The 16569-nt window shown below is 74.5% G+C and carries 16 protein-coding genes, 4 tRNA genes and 1 riboswitch; of the genes, 10 read left to right on the top strand and 10 right to left on the bottom strand.

Features of this window, described 5'->3' with window-relative positions:
* Positions 1–18: 18 nt before the first annotated feature.
* The 5 genes from BGO37_RS11005 to BGO37_RS10985 all read right to left on the bottom strand — a co-directional run bounded on the left by BGO37_RS11005 (position 19) and on the right by BGO37_RS10985 (position 5710).
* A complete protein-coding gene (locus tag BGO37_RS11005) occupies positions 19–978 on the bottom strand; it encodes a phosphatidylinositol mannoside acyltransferase (protein ID WP_291754790.1) in 960 nt (319 codons plus the stop codon).
* Positions 975–1586, bottom strand: coding sequence for a phosphatidylinositol phosphate synthase (gene pgsA, locus BGO37_RS11000; RefSeq protein WP_291754788.1), 612 nt, complete (start codon positions 1584–1586; stop codon positions 975–977). The genes BGO37_RS11005 and pgsA overlap by 4 nt, the downstream gene beginning before the upstream one ends.
* Entirely contained in the window at positions 1580–2197 is a 618-nt protein-coding gene (locus BGO37_RS10995) for an HIT domain-containing protein (RefSeq protein ID WP_291754786.1), read from the bottom strand. Before BGO37_RS10995 ends, pgsA begins: the two co-directional genes overlap by 7 nt.
* Positions 2194–4194, bottom strand: coding sequence for a threonine--tRNA ligase (thrS, locus tag BGO37_RS10990; RefSeq protein ID WP_291754784.1), 2001 nt, complete (start codon positions 4192–4194; stop codon positions 2194–2196). Before thrS ends, BGO37_RS10995 begins: the two co-directional genes overlap by 4 nt.
* 175 nt (positions 4195–4369) lie before the next feature.
* A complete protein-coding gene (locus BGO37_RS10985; protein WP_291754783.1) occupies positions 4370–5710 on the bottom strand; it encodes a hypothetical protein in 1341 nt (446 codons plus the stop codon).
* 185 nt (positions 5711–5895) lie between these two features.
* Between BGO37_RS10985 and BGO37_RS10980 the strand changes: the two genes are divergently transcribed.
* Positions 5896–7197, top strand: coding sequence for a wax ester/triacylglycerol synthase domain-containing protein (locus BGO37_RS10980; protein ID WP_291754781.1), 1302 nt, complete (start codon positions 5896–5898; stop codon positions 7195–7197).
* A gap of 82 nt (positions 7198–7279) precedes the next feature.
* Here BGO37_RS10980 and BGO37_RS10975 read toward each other — a convergent pair.
* Positions 7280–7351, bottom strand: a tRNA-Val gene (locus tag BGO37_RS10975).
* A 215-nt stretch (positions 7352–7566) separates the two neighbouring features.
* On the opposite strand from BGO37_RS10975, the gene BGO37_RS10970 reads away from it, so the two are divergent.
* Positions 7567–7995 carry an SsgA family sporulation/cell division regulator gene (locus tag BGO37_RS10970; protein ID WP_291754779.1) on the top strand — a complete coding sequence of 143 codons (429 nt, stop codon included), beginning with the start codon at positions 7567–7569 and terminating at the stop codon, positions 7993–7995.
* Positions 7996–8106: 111 nt separating this feature from the next.
* Here the strand turns inward: BGO37_RS10970 and BGO37_RS10965 are convergent, their stop codons facing one another.
* Positions 8107–8871, bottom strand: coding sequence for an SDR family oxidoreductase (locus BGO37_RS10965; protein WP_291754777.1), 765 nt, complete (start codon positions 8869–8871; stop codon positions 8107–8109).
* 154 nt (positions 8872–9025) lie between these two features.
* Here BGO37_RS10965 and BGO37_RS10960 point away from each other — a divergent pair.
* The 5 genes from BGO37_RS10960 (at position 9026) to BGO37_RS10940 (ending at position 11545) form a co-directional block, all read left to right on the top strand.
* Positions 9026–9097: transfer RNA gene (locus BGO37_RS10960), tRNA-Gly, on the top strand.
* Positions 9098–9143: 46 nt separating this feature from the next.
* A tRNA-Cys gene (locus BGO37_RS10955) sits at positions 9144–9214 on the top strand.
* An 18-nt stretch (positions 9215–9232) separates the two neighbouring features.
* Positions 9233–9307, top strand: a tRNA-Val gene (locus tag BGO37_RS10950).
* Positions 9308–9451: 144 nt separating this feature from the next.
* Complete coding sequence (locus BGO37_RS10945; RefSeq protein WP_291754776.1) at positions 9452–10012, top strand: DUF2510 domain-containing protein; 561 nt, start codon at positions 9452–9454, stop codon at positions 10010–10012.
* Between the two features lie 195 nt (positions 10013–10207).
* Positions 10208–11545, top strand: a complete 1338-nt coding sequence (locus BGO37_RS10940; RefSeq protein WP_291754775.1) for a glycosyltransferase — start codon at positions 10208–10210, stop codon at positions 11543–11545.
* Here BGO37_RS10940 and BGO37_RS10935 read toward each other — a convergent pair.
* Genes BGO37_RS10935 through BGO37_RS10925 form a run of 3 tightly spaced genes read right to left on the bottom strand, consistent with a single transcriptional unit; the run spans position 11520 to position 14869 of the window.
* A complete protein-coding gene (locus BGO37_RS10935) occupies positions 11520–12380 on the bottom strand; it encodes a PIG-L family deacetylase (RefSeq protein ID WP_291754773.1) in 861 nt (286 codons plus the stop codon). The genes BGO37_RS10940 and BGO37_RS10935 overlap by 26 nt on opposite strands.
* Positions 12381–12428: 48 nt before the next feature.
* The gene (locus BGO37_RS10930) at positions 12429–13955 is read right to left on the bottom strand and encodes an NAD(P)/FAD-dependent oxidoreductase (protein ID WP_291754771.1); all 1527 of its coding nucleotides are present in this window, start codon (positions 13953–13955) and stop codon (positions 12429–12431) included.
* Positions 13952–14869: a squalene/phytoene synthase family protein gene (locus tag BGO37_RS10925; RefSeq protein WP_291754767.1), complete on the bottom strand. Its 918-nt coding sequence runs from the start codon at positions 14867–14869 to the stop codon at positions 13952–13954. Before BGO37_RS10925 ends, BGO37_RS10930 begins: the two co-directional genes overlap by 4 nt.
* A 116-nt stretch (positions 14870–14985) precedes the next feature.
* A riboswitch (Fluoride riboswitch) is annotated at positions 14986–15060 on the top strand.
* Between the two features lie 65 nt (positions 15061–15125).
* Here BGO37_RS10925 and BGO37_RS10920 point away from each other — a divergent pair.
* Genes BGO37_RS10920 through BGO37_RS10910 form a run of 3 tightly spaced genes read left to right on the top strand, consistent with a single transcriptional unit; the run spans position 15126 to position 16527 of the window.
* Complete coding sequence (locus BGO37_RS10920; protein ID WP_291754765.1) at positions 15126–15656, top strand: universal stress protein; 531 nt, start codon at positions 15126–15128, stop codon at positions 15654–15656.
* Between the two features lie 59 nt (positions 15657–15715).
* Positions 15716–16159, top strand: coding sequence for a fluoride efflux transporter CrcB (gene crcB, locus BGO37_RS10915; protein WP_291754763.1), 444 nt, complete (start codon positions 15716–15718; stop codon positions 16157–16159).
* On the top strand, positions 16156–16527 hold the full coding sequence (locus BGO37_RS10910) for a CrcB family protein (RefSeq protein WP_291754761.1): 372 nt from the start codon (positions 16156–16158) through the stop codon (positions 16525–16527). Before crcB ends, BGO37_RS10910 begins: the two co-directional genes overlap by 4 nt.
* Positions 16528–16569 lie beyond the last annotated feature (42 nt).

The following is a 16569-nucleotide window of genomic DNA, read 5'->3' as shown; positions in this document are numbered from 1 at the left end:
GCTGGCGGGACAGTGCCCTCACCGGCTCACCTCCGCGGCCACCGTGGCGGCGTACCGCTCCGGGTCCAGGTCCTCGACGAACACGCGCTGCAGCATGTGCCAGTCCTGCGGGTGCCGGCGGATCCGGTCACCCAGGATGTCCGCCCATTCCTGCGTCATCACGCGGATCCGTTCCCGGGCCGGCAGCTCCGCCGGCGGCACGGGCACCTCGATGAACTCGAGCTGGATGCCCCAGGGCGTGCCGGCCGCGCGCCGCCGCGCACCGCGCAGCCGCTCGTACGTGACGGCGGTGGCGAAGACCGGCGCGCCCGTGACGACGCCGAGGGCTGCCGGGCCGGCGGCGACCCGGGCTCGGTGCCCGAACAGGTCCACCTCGACACCCTTGGCCGTCAGGTCCCGGTCCGCCAGCAGCGGGATGAGCCCGGGGCCGGTGCGCGCGGCCCGCACGAGCTGACGGAACACGTCCCCGCCGCCGCTCGCCGGGATGATGCGCAGCCCGATGCCCTCCCGGAACCGGAGGAACTCCTGGTAGACCTCCTCGGGCTCGAGCCGCTCGGCGACCGTGGTGACGGGCGCGAGCTCCCGGGTGGCCCACGCGCCGGCGAGGTCCCAGTTGCCGAGGTGGCCGAGGACCAGCACGACCTGGCGGCCCTGCTCGAGGTGCCGCTCCACCCCCGCGCGGTTGACCACGGTGACGCGTGCGGCGATCCGCTCCCAGCCGACGCCCGCCAGGGTGAACGCCTCGCCGAAGTACCGCAGGTACGAGCGCATCCCGGCCCGCGACAGCCGCCTCAGCGCCCGCGCGTCCAGGTCCGGGCGCACGCGGGCGAGGTTCGCCTCCAGCCGGCGCACCCCGCCGCCGTGGCGGAGCCATGTCACATCGGCGGCCGCCCGGGCCAGCGCCCGCACCACGGGTCCGGGGACGTGCCGACCCCAGCGCCAGGCCGTCGCGTACGCGCGGCCGACATCGAGCCTCAAGAGGCCGCCTCCCGCACCTGGCGGCGCACGACGAGCATGCGCTGCACCACGGTGACGAGCGACGCCGCCGCCAGCAGGCCCAGCGCCACCGTGAGCAGGACGCGCGTCACACCGAGCCCGACGAGCCCGGCGGCGACGAGCGAGACGAGGATCCGGTCGCCACGCTCGGCGATGCCGACGTTGGCCGTCATGCCCAGGCCCTCGGCGCGGGCGCGGGCGTAGGGCACGATCGCCCCGAGCACCAGGCATGCCAGCGCGAGGATCGCCGTCAGCCGGTCGGTACCCCGGCCGGTGTACCAGAGCACGAGGCCGGCGAAGATCGCGCCGTCGGCGAACCGGTCGAGCGTCGAGTCCAGGAACGCCCCCCAGGGGCCGCTGTGCCCGGACCGGCGCGCCATGAGGCCGTCGATCGTGTCGAGCACGGTGAAGACGCCCAGCAGGATCGCGCCGAGGAACAGGTGGCCGGTCGGGAACAGCCACAGCGCGAGCGCGACCGACACCACGGTGCCGCCGATCGTCACCTGGTCGGGCGTGACGCCCAGGCGCAGCAGGCCGTCGGCCAGCGGCCCCATGAGGCGGCCCCAGACCGCACGCAACCGGCTCAGCACGCCGGGCTCCCCTCGTCGTGCTGCACCGCGGGCTCGTCGGCGGCGGCCCGCGCCCACGCGGCGGCGAGCCGGGACCGCGTGTCGGCCAGGATCTCCGGCAGCGCCCGCGTCCGCGCGACGATCGGCAGGAAGTTCGCGTCGCCGCGCCACCGCGGCACCACGTGCTGGTGCAGGTGTGCCGCGATGCCGGCACCGGCGACGTCGCCCAGGTTGATGCCCAGGTTGAAGCCCTGCGGCGCGTACGCCGCGCGCAGCGCGCGCATCGCCACCCGCGTCGTCGTGCCCAGCTCGGCGACCTCGTCGGGCGTCAGGTCGGTGTAGTCGGCGACGTGCCGGTACGGGCAGACGAGCACGTGCCCGGAGTTGTACGGGTAGAGGTTGAGCAGCGCGTACGTCAGCGGTCCCCGCCCGACGACCAGCCCCTCGTCGTCGGGCAGCGTCGCCGCCCGGCAGAACGGGCAGCCGGAGCCGGGCGCGCCGTCGGCCGGCTTGTTCTCCCCCCCGATGTAGGCCATGCGGTGCGGCGTCCAGAGCCGCTGGAACCCGTCGGGCTCCCCCGCGAGCTCCCCGGCGCGGTCGAGGGCCGGGCCGGGGCCCGGGTCCTCGCTCACACCTGCACCCGGTCCCGCACGGCCGCGACGATCCGCTCGACGGCCTCGTCGACCGGCACGCCGTTCTCCTGGTGGCCGTCGCGGAAGCGGAACGAGACGGCGCCCGCCGCGACGTCCTCGCCACCGGCGATGAGCACGAACGGGACCTTGTCCTTCGCGGCGTTGCGGATCTTCTTGCCGAACCGGTCGTCGGACAGGTCGATCTCGGCGCGGATCCCCCGGGCCGTCAGCTTCGCGACGACCTCCTTGACGTAGTCGTCGAAGGCCTCCGCGACGGGGACGCCGACGACCTGCACGGGCGCCAGCCAGGCCGGGAACGCGCCGGCGTAGTGCTCGACGAGGATCGCGAAGAACCGCTCGATCGACCCGAACAGCGCGCGGTGGATCATCACCGGCCGCTGCCGCGTGCCGTCGGCCGCCGTGTACTCCAGCTCGAACAGCTCGGGCTCGAAGAAGTCGAGCTGGATGGTCGACAGCTGCCAGGTGCGGCCGATCGCGTCCTTCGCCTGGACGGAGATCTTCGGCCCGTAGAACGCCGCGCCACCCGGGTCGTCGACGAGGGTCAGGCCCGAGGCGGTGGCGACCTCGCGCAGGGTCTCCGTCGCCTCGTCCCAGCTCGCGTCGTCGCCCACCGACTTCTTCGGGTCGCGCGTCGACAGCTCGAGGTAGAACTCGTTGAGCCCGTAGTCGCGCAGCAGGTCGAGCACGAACGTCAGCAGCGAGGCCAGCTCGTCGCGCATCTGCTCGCGGGTGGTGTAGATGTGCGCGTCGTCCTGGGTGAAGCCGCGGGCTCGGGTCATGCCCTGCACGACACCGGACTTCTCGTACCGGTACACGGTGCCGAACTCGAACAGCCGCAGCGGCAGCTCGCGGTAGGAGCGCCCGCGCGCGGCGAAGACGAGGTTGTGCATCGGGCAGTTCATCGGCTTGAGGTAGTAGTCCTGCCCCTCGCGCTTGACCGTCCCGTCCTCGTGGTACTCGGTGTCCAGGCGCATCGGCGGGTACATGCCGTCGGCGTACCAGTCGAGGTGCCGCGAGGTCTGGAACAGCTTCGCCTTGGTGATGTGCGGGGTGTTGACGAAGGAGTAGCCGGCCTCGACGTGCCGACGGCGGCTGTACTCCTCCATCTCCATCCGCACGATCCCGCCCTTGGGGTGGAACACCGCCAGGCCGGAGCCGATCTCATCGGGGAAGCTGAACAGGTCCAGCTCGGCGCCGAGCCGCCGGTGGTCGCGGCGCTCCGCCTCCGCGAGGCGCTCGAGGTAGGCCTTGAGCTCGTCCTTCGTCGGCCACGCCGTGCCGTAGACCCGCTGCAGCTGCGGGTTCTTCTCGCTGCCGCGCCAGTAGGCCGCCGCGGAGCGCATCAGCTGGAACCCGTTGGCGATCGGCCGGGTGGTCGGCAGGTGCGGGCCGCGGCACAGGTCCTGCCACGCGACGGTGCCGTCGCGGCGGACGTTCTGGTACACCGTCAGGCCGCCGAGCCCGACCTCGACGTTGGCGCCGTCCTCCGACCCCGCGTCGCCCTTGAGGCCGATGAGCTCGAGCTTGTAGGGCTCGTCCTTCTCGATCTTGCGGGCCTCCGCCTCGGAGACGTCGACGCGCCGGAACGCCTGGCCCTCCTTGACGATGCGCGCCATGACCTTCTCGAGCTCGCGCAGGTCGTCGGGCGTGAACGGGTGCTCGACGTCGAAGTCGTAGTAGAAGCCGTCGGTGATCGGCGGGCCGATGCCCAGGCGCGCGCTCGGGTTGACCTCCTGGACCGCCTGCGCCAGCACGTGCGCCGCCGAGTGCCGCAGCACCGTGAGGCCGTCCGGCTCCGCCAGGGTCACGGGCACGACGACCGCGCCGTCGGGCACCTCGCGCGACAGGTCGCGGAGCTCGCCGTCCACGCGCACGACGACGACGTCCCGCCGGTCCGAGAAGAGGTCGGTGCCCGTCGTGCCCGCCGCCACGGTCGTCACGACGCCGTCGACGGTGAGGGTGATCTGCTCGGACACGACCGCAGCTCCTTGGGGACCGGTTCGCCTCGCGGCTCACGGCGGACAGCCGGGCCGGGCGTGCTCGATGCTACCGATCCCGCACCGCTGCCAGCTCCCGGCGCCGCGCCGGTGGCCGGAAGGGTGGCGAGAAGCGTGGCGAGAAGCCTGTCGAGAAGCCTGTCGAGAAACGTGATCAGACGCGCTGGAGCTCGTCGGGGGCCGGTGTGCGGTTGCGGGAGCGGAGCCAGCCGACGATCGAGACGGCGGTGAACGCCAGCATGACGGCGCCCTGCCGTGCCACCGTCGACGGGCTGCGCTCCTGCTCGCCGAGGATCGAGGGCAGCGCCAGGACCGCGAACACGAGCGCGAAGGGCCCGTACAGCCCCGCCCACAGCCGCTTCGAGTGCAGGAAGACCTCGCGGCCGGCCAGCAGCGGCAGCGGCAGCAGGCTCGTCACGAGGTAGGTGAGCCCCTCGATCGTCGTCGCGGACAGCACGTCGGAGGTGAAGCCGGCGATCCCCTCCTCGGGGCGATGGGCGAAGAAGGAGGAGTACGCCACCCAGGCGGCGATGGCGAAGGTGAACACCACCGCGTGGCGCGCCACCACGGCCTTGCTCCGGTGCACCCTGTCGGCCCGTTCCCCGGCGTCGACGCCGACGACGAGCCCGAGGAAGAGGCCCGGCGAGAGCGACAGGAACCGCCCGACCGCGACGCCCGCGAGAGCCGCCAGCAGGCCGAGCGGCTCGGCCCGCACCTCGGCGTCGATGCCCCACCACGTCCGGGCGAGCAGCGCGCCGACCTGGGAGGCGACCACGGTGATGAGCGTGAGCGCGACGAACAGGGACGCCATGGTGCTCAGGGAACGGCCGTCCCAGGCGAGGTGCGGGTCGGCGAAGCCGAACGCGGCCCCCGCCAGCAGCGCGATGAGCAGGGGTCCCGCGAGCTTCCACCGGGTGCGTCGGGACACCCGCTCGATCGCACCGGTGAGGGCGAGGCTGACCGCGGCGAGGGCGCGGCCCATCCGGCCGTGCGAACGCCTCTCGATCGCCGAGTCCAGCAGGGAGCCGGGCAGCGCGACGAGCAGGAACCACAGCGCCGCCGTTGCCGCCCCCACCGCGATCCGCCGCGGGTCGGACAGCACGTCGCGGATGGTCGGGAGGACGTTCCGGAGGATCGTCGGGCGCTGCGACGGAGCCGTGATCGGGGTCGGCGCGTCCTGGGGCGGGGCGGCCGCCGCCTGCGCGGGCGGCACCACCACGTTCGGCGCCACGGCGGCCGCGGTCGCCGTCGGCGCGGGGCTCGGCGTGGGCGACGGGACGACGACCGCGCGCCGCGCCGGGCCGGGCGGCGAGGGCACGGCGACGGTCACGACGGTGGGTGCGGCATAGCCGTCCCCGCCGTCCCCGAGCGCCGCCGACGCGCTCGACGCCGACAGCACGACCGCGAGCCCCGGTGCGGCGACGAGCGACGCGAGCAGGACCCGCGCGACCGCGGCGGGGCGGCGGGACGGGCGTGCGGCCGGGCCCTCCTCCATGTGCCCCCCCGTCCCGGGTGTGCCGCGTGCCGGCTGGGGCGAGTATGGGCACGAAGGGTGATTTAGGACAATAGTCCTATATGCCCCGATTCCGGCCTGCGGGGGCGCGGGCCCAGGCGGGTCCCCTCGGGACCGCGGGACCTCCGCCCCGTCCGGTGGCACCGGGCCGGGTGGACCCTCCCGGCATGGCACCCGCGGGACCCGGTGCGGCCGCCCCGGGCCACGGCCTCGAGCCGCTGGGCGTCGCCGACCTGACGATGCTGGCGTCGGACTGCGGCCCGGCGCCGATGCACATCGCGGCCATCCTCCTGGTCGACGGGGCCGACGACGGCACGACGCGCGTCCCCGACACCCTCGTCGACCGGGCTCGAGGCGTGCCGCGGCTCGTGCAGGTGCTCGTCGGGCCGCAGCGCCGTCCGTCCTGGACCATCGACGACGCCGCCGACCCCGGCCGCCACGTCACCTCCCGCGAGCTGCCCGGCGGCGGCGAGCGGGCCGTGCTCGACGACGCCGCAGACCTCGTCTGCACGCCGCTCGACCGCGCGCGTCCGCTCTGGTCGGCGCGGTGGCTCACCGGGTGGGACGACACGCCCGCACGCCGAGGGGCGCTGGTGGTGGTGCTGCACCACGTGCTTGCCGACGGCCTGGGCGGCCTGGGAGTGCTCGCCGCGCTCGCCGACCCGGAGCCGGCAGACGACGCCGCGGCACCCCGTCCCCTCGAGGCGCCGCGGGCCGCACGCAGTGCGCTGGCCTGGCTGCACGGGCTGCTGGAGCTCCTCGGCGGCGGGCCGCCTCACCTCGCCGCCCGCACGTCCCTCAACCGCGCGACGGGCCCCACCCGCCGTCTGCACGTCGCCCGCGTGACTCTTGCCGCGTTCCGCGAGGGCGCGCACCGCCACGGGGGCAGCATCAACGACGCCATGGTGGCGGCGGTCGTCGGCGCCCTGGCGGACCTCCTCGCAGCACGGGGAGAGCACCCGCGACGCCTCGTCGTGTCCGTCCCCGTGACGGCCCGGCGCACGGACGACCGACGGGCCGGCAACGACAACGGCGTCCTACCGGTCGCCGTGCCCGTGGCGCTCGACCGGGCCGCCCAGGTGCGGCACGTCGCCGCCGCCACGGCGCGCCGCAAGGACCGTCCGCGGGGCCGGTCGGCGCTGCCCCTGAGCGCCGCGTTCCGCCGGCTCGCCGCGCTCGGATGGTTCCGGTGGTTCGTCGAGCACCAGCGCCTGGTCCACACGTTCGAGACGAACGTGCGCGGCCCCGCGCACCGGCTGCGCATCGCCGGTCACGAGGTGAGCGCGCTGCTGCCGGTCGCGGTGAACCCCGGCAACGTCGGAGCGTCGTTCGCGGTTCTCTCCTACGCCGGCGAGCTGGCGGTCACGGTCGTCACCGACCCCGACGTCGTGCCGGACGACGAGGCGCTCGTGGCGCTGCTCAGCGCCGAGCTGCAGGCCTTCGTCGCCGATCAGACGCCGCCGCCGTAGCCGAGCCCGGGCGCGCCGGTGCGCCACCGACAGCGCGAGGACCCCCGACCGGCAGTGCCGGCTCGGGGGCCCTCGCGTCGGGTGGGCGATACTGGGTTCGAACCAGTGACCTCCTCGGTGTGAACGAGGCGCTCTACCACTGAGCCAATCGCCCGCGATGACGACAGATCGTATCCACACTCCGGGGTGAACTCCGAACCGGACACTGGACGACAAGCCGGACAGGCGACAGGCTTCTGCCTGTGGGGATGGGTGCTACTGCCTGTTCCACCGAATCTTCACGGGTCAAGGGATCGAGTCAGACCGCTCCGGAGCCGATGTACTTGTCAGCATGAATGGTCCGAGTTCGCGTGAAGAGAGGGAGGGCCGGTGACGAGCTCGTCGTTCGACGTCCTCGAAGTCGTCGCCATGCAGCTCATCGGCGCCGACGCGAGCGTCCTGCCGGTCACCACCGACCTCGGCTTCCGGACCGGCGATCCCTACACCGTGCGCGCGGTGTTCCGGGGCGCGCAGTCGACCTCCACCTGGCTGATCGGGCGCGAGCTCCTCGACCAGGGCATCCACGCCACGGCCGACGAGCCGGCGGGCGCCGGTGACGTGCAGGTGTGGCGTGACGAGGACCCCGACTACCTGCTCATCTCGCTGTCCGGCATCGAGGGCAGCGCCCTGCTGGCGGCCCCGACCGAGCCGGTCGTCCGCTTCCTCGCCGCGACCGAGTCGCTCGTGCCGCTGGGTGGCGAGAGCGAGCGCATGGAGGGCGAGATCAGCGCGCTCATCGCGACGCTGCTCACCGCCTGACACGATCGTCGCCCGAGGCCGGCGCCCCCTCAGGGGTTTCCGGCCTTTTCCACGTCCGGGCACGTTCCGCGTCCGGGCACGACGAGCGACGACGACCGAGTCGTCGGTCCCCTACTGCGCGGTCCAGCCGCCGTCGACCACCAGCACGGTCCCCGTGACGAGGCCCGCGGCCGGCGAGGCGAGGTAGCGCACCGCGGCCGCGACGTCGGTCGTCGTGCCCACGTGGCCTACCGGGATCCGGGAGACGACGTCGGCGGCGAACGCCGGGTCGTCGAGGCGCGCCGCCGTCCCCGGCGTGCGGACGAAGGTCGGCGCGACGGCGTTGACGGTGACACCGAACGGGGCCCACTCGAGCGCGAGCACCTTGGTGAGCATGGTGACGGCTCCCTTGCTCGCCGCGTAGACCGCGTGGCGCGGGATCCCGACGAGGCCCGCCTGCGAGCTGATGTGCACGACCCTCCCGTACCGGCGAGCCACCATGCCGGCGGCGACGGCCTGCGTGACGAAGAAGAGGCCGCGCGCGTTCACGGCCATCATCTGGTCCCAGTCGTCCTCGGTGACGTCCAGGGCGTCGTGGTTGAACCCGAGGCCGGCGTCGTTCACGAGGATGTCGATGCGCCCGTGGACGGCCTCGACCTCGGCCACGGCTCGTCGCACGGACGCGACGTCCGCCACGTCCATGGCGACGGTGAAGGCCGTCCCACCGCCCGCGGCCACCTCGGCCACCAGGTGGTCGAGGTCGCTCGTCGTGCGCGCCGCGGCCCCGACCACCGCGCCGGCGGCGGCCAGCGCGAGCACCAGGTCGCGCCCGATCCCCCGCGACGCGCCCGTCACGAGCGCCACCTGGCCCGCGATGCCGAAGTCGACCTCTTCCATGGCGCGAGGCTACCGGCGGCGCCGCCCACCGCCCCCGCCGTGACGCCCCGTGTGACGCACGACCGCCTGGTGACCAGGCCGGTTGGACTCACGTCGCCGCCGTCGGCTAGAGTCTTCGACGCACCAGGGACGCCCGGAAGGGCAGACATGGCGTGCGGACGTGGCTCAGGGGTAGAGCATCACCTTGCCAAGGTGAGGGTCGCGGGTTCGAATCCCGTCGTCCGCTCGGAGGCTATCCACCACGGCTCAGCCGTTGAGGAACGCCGTCTCAGGGTGGAGTGGCCGAGAGGCGAGGCAGCGGCCTGCAAAGCCGTATACACGGGTTCGAATCCCGTCTCCACCTCGGAGCTCCACCAGGAACGGGCGATTGGCGCAGCGGGAGCGCGCTTCCCTGACACGGAAGAGGTCACTGGTTCGATCCCAGTATCGCCCACCAGCATCACCGCAGGTCGAAGGCCGTCTCGGAGAGATCCGAGGCGGCCTTCCGCATGTCGTGGCGAAGAGGTACGGCTACGCGTTCTGGGCCAGATCCGTGGCGAAACGTCCGGCGCGACGAAGATCGTGCTGCGAAACTCGGTCCATGGGCACGCTCCCCGCTGCAGGCTGGTACCACGACGACGCGACGCCGGGCCTGGATCGATGGTTCGACGGCTCGACCTGGACCGAGCACACGCGACCGACCGTCCCGACGGTGTCGGTCCCTGCTGCCGCCACGGCACCGCCCTCGACGTTCGGCAGCCTCCCCACCGTGCGGATCGGGCAGTCCCTCAACCTCGCCGACCATGTGACCGAGGGCGCCGCCTACCGGCGCAACCGGCTCGACGACGCGCTCAGGCTGCGTCGCCGGGGCTTCACGCTCTTCGGCGGCGCTCTCGCAGTCCTCCTCGTCGCCGGTGCGATCGGCATCGCGATGCACGGTGCGGACACGATCTGGTACGTCGGCGTGGCAGCAGCCGTCTTCCTCGGCGTCCGGGCGTGGCGCGACTACGAGAACGCGACGTTCCGGGGTGCCCCCGTCCTCACGACGACCGCCTGGGTGATGGCGAGCGCCGCGCTCGTCGTGGCGCTGGCGGTCCTCGTCACCGGTCCGGTCATCTCGCTCAACCATCTGGCGCACTACGTGGGCACCGTCGGGCACTGATCCGGGGTAGACACGGAAGAGGCCCGTCGAGCCGTGCCGACCACCAAGAGCCGGGCGCTGCGCCGCCTGAGCGAGCGCCTCGCGGCCCCGAACCGTCCGACACGCCCGGCAGGCGGCGGACTTCGCCCCGCGAGGGTCGCCGGACCTGAGACGATCTGTTCGCACATCGGCGGGACGACGAAGGGGACACGGGTAGTGCTCAGCGTGTGGATCTTCGTCGACCTGCCGCTCGGGCACGCTGCCGGCCCCTCCTACATGGTCGAGTCGTGGCAGCGCGAGCTCGAGCTCCTCGGTCTGGACCCGCGGACGTTCGCACCCGACGGCGGGGAGGCCGGTCGCCGCCGGGAGCCGGCGGGTGTGACGTTCCGGTCGATCCGTGACGTCGGGTACCCCGGCGATCACCACGCCCGGTACTCGGTCCTGGCCGAGGTGCTTCGCGCCCGCCGCGAGCGACCGGACGCGATCGTGGTCTCGACCCTCGGGCGTGTCGGGATGCTCGGGATCATCCTCTCGGCCGTCTACTCCATCCCGCTGGTGATGGTGGTCTCCACCGACACGACCGGGGCGACGGCCTACTACAGCGCCTTCCGGGCCGTGGGGTCGAGCGGCGTGAAGCCGCTCTTGCTCATGGCGACCTCGCGACGCGCGCGCGCGGCGTTCCTGCGGCGCCCGCCGCTCGGTCGTCGGGAGGACGTCGGCCTGCCCGGCCGGCTGGTGGAGCGCACCACCGCGGCCGTGTACGCGAGTGCCCGCGAGGTCGTCCTCCTGTCCTCGAAGGGCCTGCCGACCTACGGCATCGTCTGCCCGGACGTCCCCGTGACGGTCCTCCCGACGGGCATCGACCGCCTGCCGCCCGCGCCCGTGCCCGCCGAGCTGGTCTGGCGCGAGGGCGCGCTGCGCGTGCTGTACGTCGGGCGGTTCGCCCCGGAGAAGAACCTCCGGCTCCTGCTCCACGCGTTGCGGATGGCCGTGGACGCCGGGGTGGATGCGCAGCTGGCGCTCGTCGGCGAGGGACCGCTCCGCGAGCGGCTCGTGACCGAGGCGACCCGGCTCGGTGTCGCGGACCGGTTGACGGTCATCGGGCCGTACCCGCGGCGGCAGCTCGGCGGGATCTACGCCAGCGCCGACGTGTTCGCCTTCCCGTCGGTGGTGGACACGCAGGCCTACGTGCTCAACGAGGCCGCGCACGAGCGCCTGGCGCTCCTGGTGTCGGACACCGTGAACGGGGTCGTCGAGGACGGCGTGTCCGCGATCGTCGTCCCGCCGGACCCCGCGCGCTACGCCAAGGCCCTCGCCGACCTGCGCGATCCCGCGCTCCGGGAGCGGCTCGGCACCGCGGCGCGCCACCGTGCGGAGCAGCTCGGCGAGGGCGTCCAGTCCGCCCGGCTCGCCACCGTCATCCGCCGAGCGGCGTCCGCGGCGTCGGACGACCGCCGGCCCTCGAGCACGCGGGGCGGCGGCGCGGGACACGTGCCGGACCCGGGCACGGTGGTGCTCGGTGACCGGATCAGCAGGGGCGCACCGACCAGATGAGGTCCCCGCCGCGCACCCGGTGCGCGCGGCGCACGATCCTCGCCAGCTGGCGCATCCCGCCGAGCGCGGGCGTCTGGCTGCGGTACTGCGCGACGGCCGCCAGCTGCTGCTCCTGCGCCCAAGGCTCGACCGGATGGGGCGTCGGCCGCCAGGCCAGGGCCGACGATGCCGGCACGTACGTGCTCAGCGACGGCCCCGACGCGACCAGCGGCGTCACGCCGAGCACGATGCCCTCGAGCGGCCCCGCCCAGCCGGGGGCGTCCCGGACCCGGCGCCACAGCGGCCCGGCGTCGTCCCGCGACACCGGGTGCCGGCGCCGGGCGCCGTTGCCCAGCGCGTAGAAGTCCTCGTAGAAGCCGACCCGATCCGTGGCACCCAGTCGCAGCGCCACGTTCAGCGCGGCCACCGCGACCTCCAGGTGGTCGGCGTGGTGACCGATGCCGAGCGGTGCGAGGAGCCGGGACCCAGGGCGCGCGAGCGCCTCGGCGACCGCGTGCTCGAGCGGTCCGAGCTGCTCGAAGCCCGTCGCGTCGACGGGGGTCCGGAAGGCCGCCCCGAGCCCGCGGGCGGGCGGCGTGCGCCACACCCGCTCGGGCAGGTCGAGCCGCCGGGCCCCCGCGCCCAGCAGCTCCAGGGCGTGGCCGTCCTCGGCGATGCGGGCACGGTAGTCGGCGAAGCGTCGCAGGCCGCGCGGCACGGCCCCGGCCGCCGGCGCGCGGGTGAAGGCGGTCCAGACCTCCACCGGCTCGCCGGAACGGACCACATCGGCGACGTAGGCGCCGAGGGAGAGCACGGCGTCGTCGAGGTGCGGGGAGATCACGACCAGTCCGGGCACGCGCCGATCATGCCAGTGGCGGGCTCGGCCGCCGGGCGGGCGGCACGGCTAGGCAGCACCCGTCCGGTCGTCGACCAGGCGCGCGGCCGCGAGCCTGCCGGAGACGAGCGCCGTGGGCACGCCGGTGCCGGGGTGCGTGGACGCCCCGGCGAAGTAAAGGTTGCGGTACCGGGCGTGGCGGTTGTGGGGCCGCAGGTACGCCAGCTGGGTGAGCGTGTGCGCCAGTCCGTGGGTCGCACCTCGCTCGAGGTTGAACCGGCCCCGCCAGTCCAATGGCGTCGCCGTCGCCTCGACCGTGATGTGACGCTCGAGGTCCGCGATGCCGAGGAGCCCCAAGCGGTCGAGGACGGCGCGGCGCGCGGCGTCTCGGGCGGTCGCCCACTGCGCTCCCTGGTCCGCCACGCGGCGCGGGTCGTCGCCGTCGTACGTCAGGTGGCCGGTCGGGACCACCGCGACGACGGTGTCGCCCCCGGCGGGCGCCGCCGTCGGGTCCAGGCGCGCCGGGGCGTGCACGTAGAGGCTCGGCGCGGCGGGCAACGGCAGGTTCCGCTCGATGCGCTCGAAGTTGTCGCGGTAGTCGTCGGCCAGGAACAGCGTGTGGGGCGCGAGCTGGGGAAACGTGGCGTCGAGTCCCCAGAAGAACGAGATCGCGGAGCCCGACGAGCGGCGGCGCGCCAGCGCCGAGGACGCCCGCCGGTCCGGCAGCAGCCGGCGGTAGACGTACGGCAGGTCCGCGTTCGCGAGCACGGCGTCGGCACGCAGGGCGCGACCCCCCGAGAGGACGAGCCCGCTCGCGCGCTCCCCCTCGAGGTCGATGCGAACCACGGGCTCGTCGTACGCGAACCGGACGCCGGCCTCCTCGGCGAGGGCGACCAGAACCTCGACGATGCGGCGCATGCCGCCGCGCGGGTACCAGACCCCGTGCGCGAGCTCCGAGTACGGGGTGAGCGAGAACGTGGCAGGTGCGCGGAACGGGCTCAGGCCCATGTAGACGTCCTGGAAGCTGAACGCCGCGCGGAGCCTCGGCGACGCGAAGAACTCCGCCATGTGCCGGTAGTGCGGCTGGAGCGCCCGCAGCCGCAGCGCCAGGGCCAGGGTGCGCGGCGTGACGAACTCCCGGGCCGAGCGGAAGTCACGCTCGACGAGGCCGGGCATCGCGAGGTCGTAGTGGCGGCGGCCTTCCGCGAGGTAGCGCAGCAGGCCGTCCGTCGCGCCCCGCTCGAGGGCCTCGACCTGCGCCGCCAAGGTGGTCAGGTCCGAGGTCAGGTCGAGGCGCGTGCCGTCGTCGAACGCCAGGTGGTACGTCGGGTCCACCCGCCGCGGCTCGAGGTCGCGCTCGAAGTCGGCCCCGAGCGCCGCCAGCTCGGTGCGGTACAGGTGCGGCATGACGAGCAGCGTCGGCCCGGTCGCGAACACGTGACCGTCCCGGGAGAACGAGCCGACCCGCCCACCCGGCTCGGCGTTCTTCTCGACGACCGTCACCGACAGGCCGTGCCGCGCCAGGTGGATCGCCGCCGACAGCCCACCGACACCGGCGCCGACCACCACGACGGACGTCCCGGCGCGCCCGGTCATCGGCCACCCACCGGGTGCAGGTCGCGCGCCGCCGCCGCCGACCGGAGCGCGGCGGACCCGATCGCCAGCCCGCCGCGCAGGCTGCTGCGTTCCGGGTACCGCTCCCGCAGGCGGTAGCCCTCGCGCTCGATCGCGTCCAGGACCCACTCGAACCGCGCGATGTACGCGTGCCCGGCGAGCCGGCACCGGGCGCTGTCCAGGCGCGCGAGGTAGGCGCGTCCCGCGCCGAAGCAGCCGCGTGCCAGGTCCACCCGTTCCCGCACCCAGGCACGGAAGGCGGCGGAGTCGGGCTCGTCCGGCGACACCCCGGCGGCCAGGATCTCGGCGGGCACGTTGACGTAGCCGTCGACGACGTCGCGGCGCAGGTCGCGGAGCATGTGGGCGACGTGCGCGCCGGTGACGGCGACGTAGCGCGACGCGTCGTGCGGCGAACCGGTGCCATGCCCGATGCAGTGGTGCAGCGCCTCCGTCACCGCGACCGCGAGCGTGTGCGTGTAGTCGTCGAGCTCGGCGGCGGTGACGGACCGGCCACGCCGCGTCGCGTCGAACGCCATGACGTCGAGCATCGACGCCAGGGCGAGCCTGGCCCCGGCGGCGTCGCCCCGAGGCGTGCCGTCCGGGCACCGCAGCAGCCCGACGAGCAACCGCTCCTGCCGGCACGCGCCGAACCCCGGCAGCGGCGTGTCCCCGGCGGCGGCCTCGAGCAGCTGGCGTTCGCGCGCGACGAGCGCTGCGCACTCGGCGGCCGTCGCCAGGTGCTCGTCGACCTCGTCGTCCAGCCATCGGAAGTAGGCGTACAGCGCGAAGGCGTCGGGCCGGTACGCCGGGTCCGCCAGCGCGCGGATGGTCAGGTACGACTGCATGCTGGCGCGCCGCGTCACCTGGGCCGCCGAGCCGCACGCCGCGTCGCGCACCGGTGCCCCCTCCCCTGTCCCGATCGACCGCCTCCAGGCTGGCCGAGGTGGCCGCGCCGGTCGAGGGACCTCCCGCCCAACCGTGCGCACGTGGCGGGCCCGCGGCGTGCCGTAGAGTCGCCGTCGGCGATGGATCCCGCCCGCGTCGATGACGACGGAACCGCCGGCCGGCTGATGGTTCCTGCTCCCAGCGACAGGAGTGTGCCCATTGCCCGATGATCGGCGTGATCAGCTGCGCAACGACGCGGAGGCTGCCATGACACGTTCGTTCCCCCGCCCCTGGTCCGCGCCGTCGCCGGCGCGTCCCGTCATCGTCGGCATCGAGCCGGGGCAGAGCCCGCGCGTGGTCGACGAGGCGGCCACGCTCGCCGGCGCGCTGGGCACCGGCCTGGTGTGCGTCTGGGTGGACCCGGCGCACCTCGTCGCGGAGCGCGAGCCCGACGGGTCGGTCGACCTGCTGCCCGTCGACTCCGACCACGACGAGGGCGACGACGAGTCGCCCGACGACGCCATCGCCGCCCGGCTCGCGGCGCGGCTCGGCCCGACGGGACTGCCGTGGCGGTTCGTCTACACGACGGGCGAGGCCGCTCGGGGTCTGTCCCTGGTGGCCGACGAGCACGACGCCCGGATGATCGTCGTCGGCACCCACCGGCCCGGCCTGATGCACTGGATGAACCAGCTGGTCAGCGGCTCGGTCGCGGGCCGGCTGGCGCACACGCAGCGGCGCCCGGTGCTGCTCGTCCCCGCTCCGCCGCACGGCGCCGCGTCCGCGGGACCGGCCGCATGACGGCACCGCACCACGCTCCGCATCACGCCCCGCATCACGCTCCGCATCACACCGATCCCGTGCTCGTCGCCAGCGTCGCCGTCGGCGGCGCGCTCGGGAGCGTCGCGCGCTACGGGCTCTCGCACGCCCTGCCCCCGCGCGACGGCGTGCCCCTGGGGACGCTCACCGAGAACGTCGTCGGCGCCTTCCTCCTCGGGTTCCTGCTGCAGTGGCTGCTCAGCCGCGGCCACGAGACGCACCGGCGGCGCTGGCTGCGCCTGACGCTCGGCACGGGTGTGCTCGGCGGGTTCACCACGTACTCCGCGTTCGCGCTCGAGCTGCACGGGCTGCTCGTCGGCGGCCGGGCCGGGATCGCCGTGGGGTACGCCCTCGCCACCGTGGTCGGCGGCACGCTGGCGTGCGTGGCCGGCGTCGCCGTCGCCGCCTCGGCGGCGCGCCGCACCACCGCACGTAGGGCGCACGACGAGGCCGCGGCCGCCGTCGCGAGCGAGGCGTCGCGATGACCCCGCTGCTCGTCGCCCTCGTCGGCGGCCTCGGCGCCGCCAGCCGGTTCGTCGTCGACGGCTGGTTCCGCGGCCGGTGGGCCGGGCGGCTCCCGCTCGCGACGATCGCCATCAACGTCAGCGGGTCGCTCGTGATCGGCGCCCTCGCGGGCGCCCTGGCCACGGGCGCGCTGCCGGTCACCTGGTACACCGTGGCTGCGACGGGCTTCTGCGGCGGCTACACCACGTTCTCCACCGCGATGGTCGAGACCGTGCGCCTGGCGCAGGCCGGCGACCGCCGGCGGGCGGTGGCCAACGCGCTCGGCACCCTGGTGCTGACCGTCGCCGCCGCGAGCCTGGGCTACCTGGCGACCGCCGCCTGGACCTGACGCGGTGGCGCCCTCCGGCGCCATGTCGTCGGACGGCGTGCG

The sequence above is a fragment of the Cellulomonas sp. 73-92 genome (assembly GCF_001898175.1).
GTDB lineage: Bacteria > Actinomycetota > Actinomycetes > Actinomycetales > Cellulomonadaceae > Cellulomonas.
Note: the sequence above shows the minus strand (reverse complement) of the source record. Positions and strands in the feature narration are given on the sequence as shown.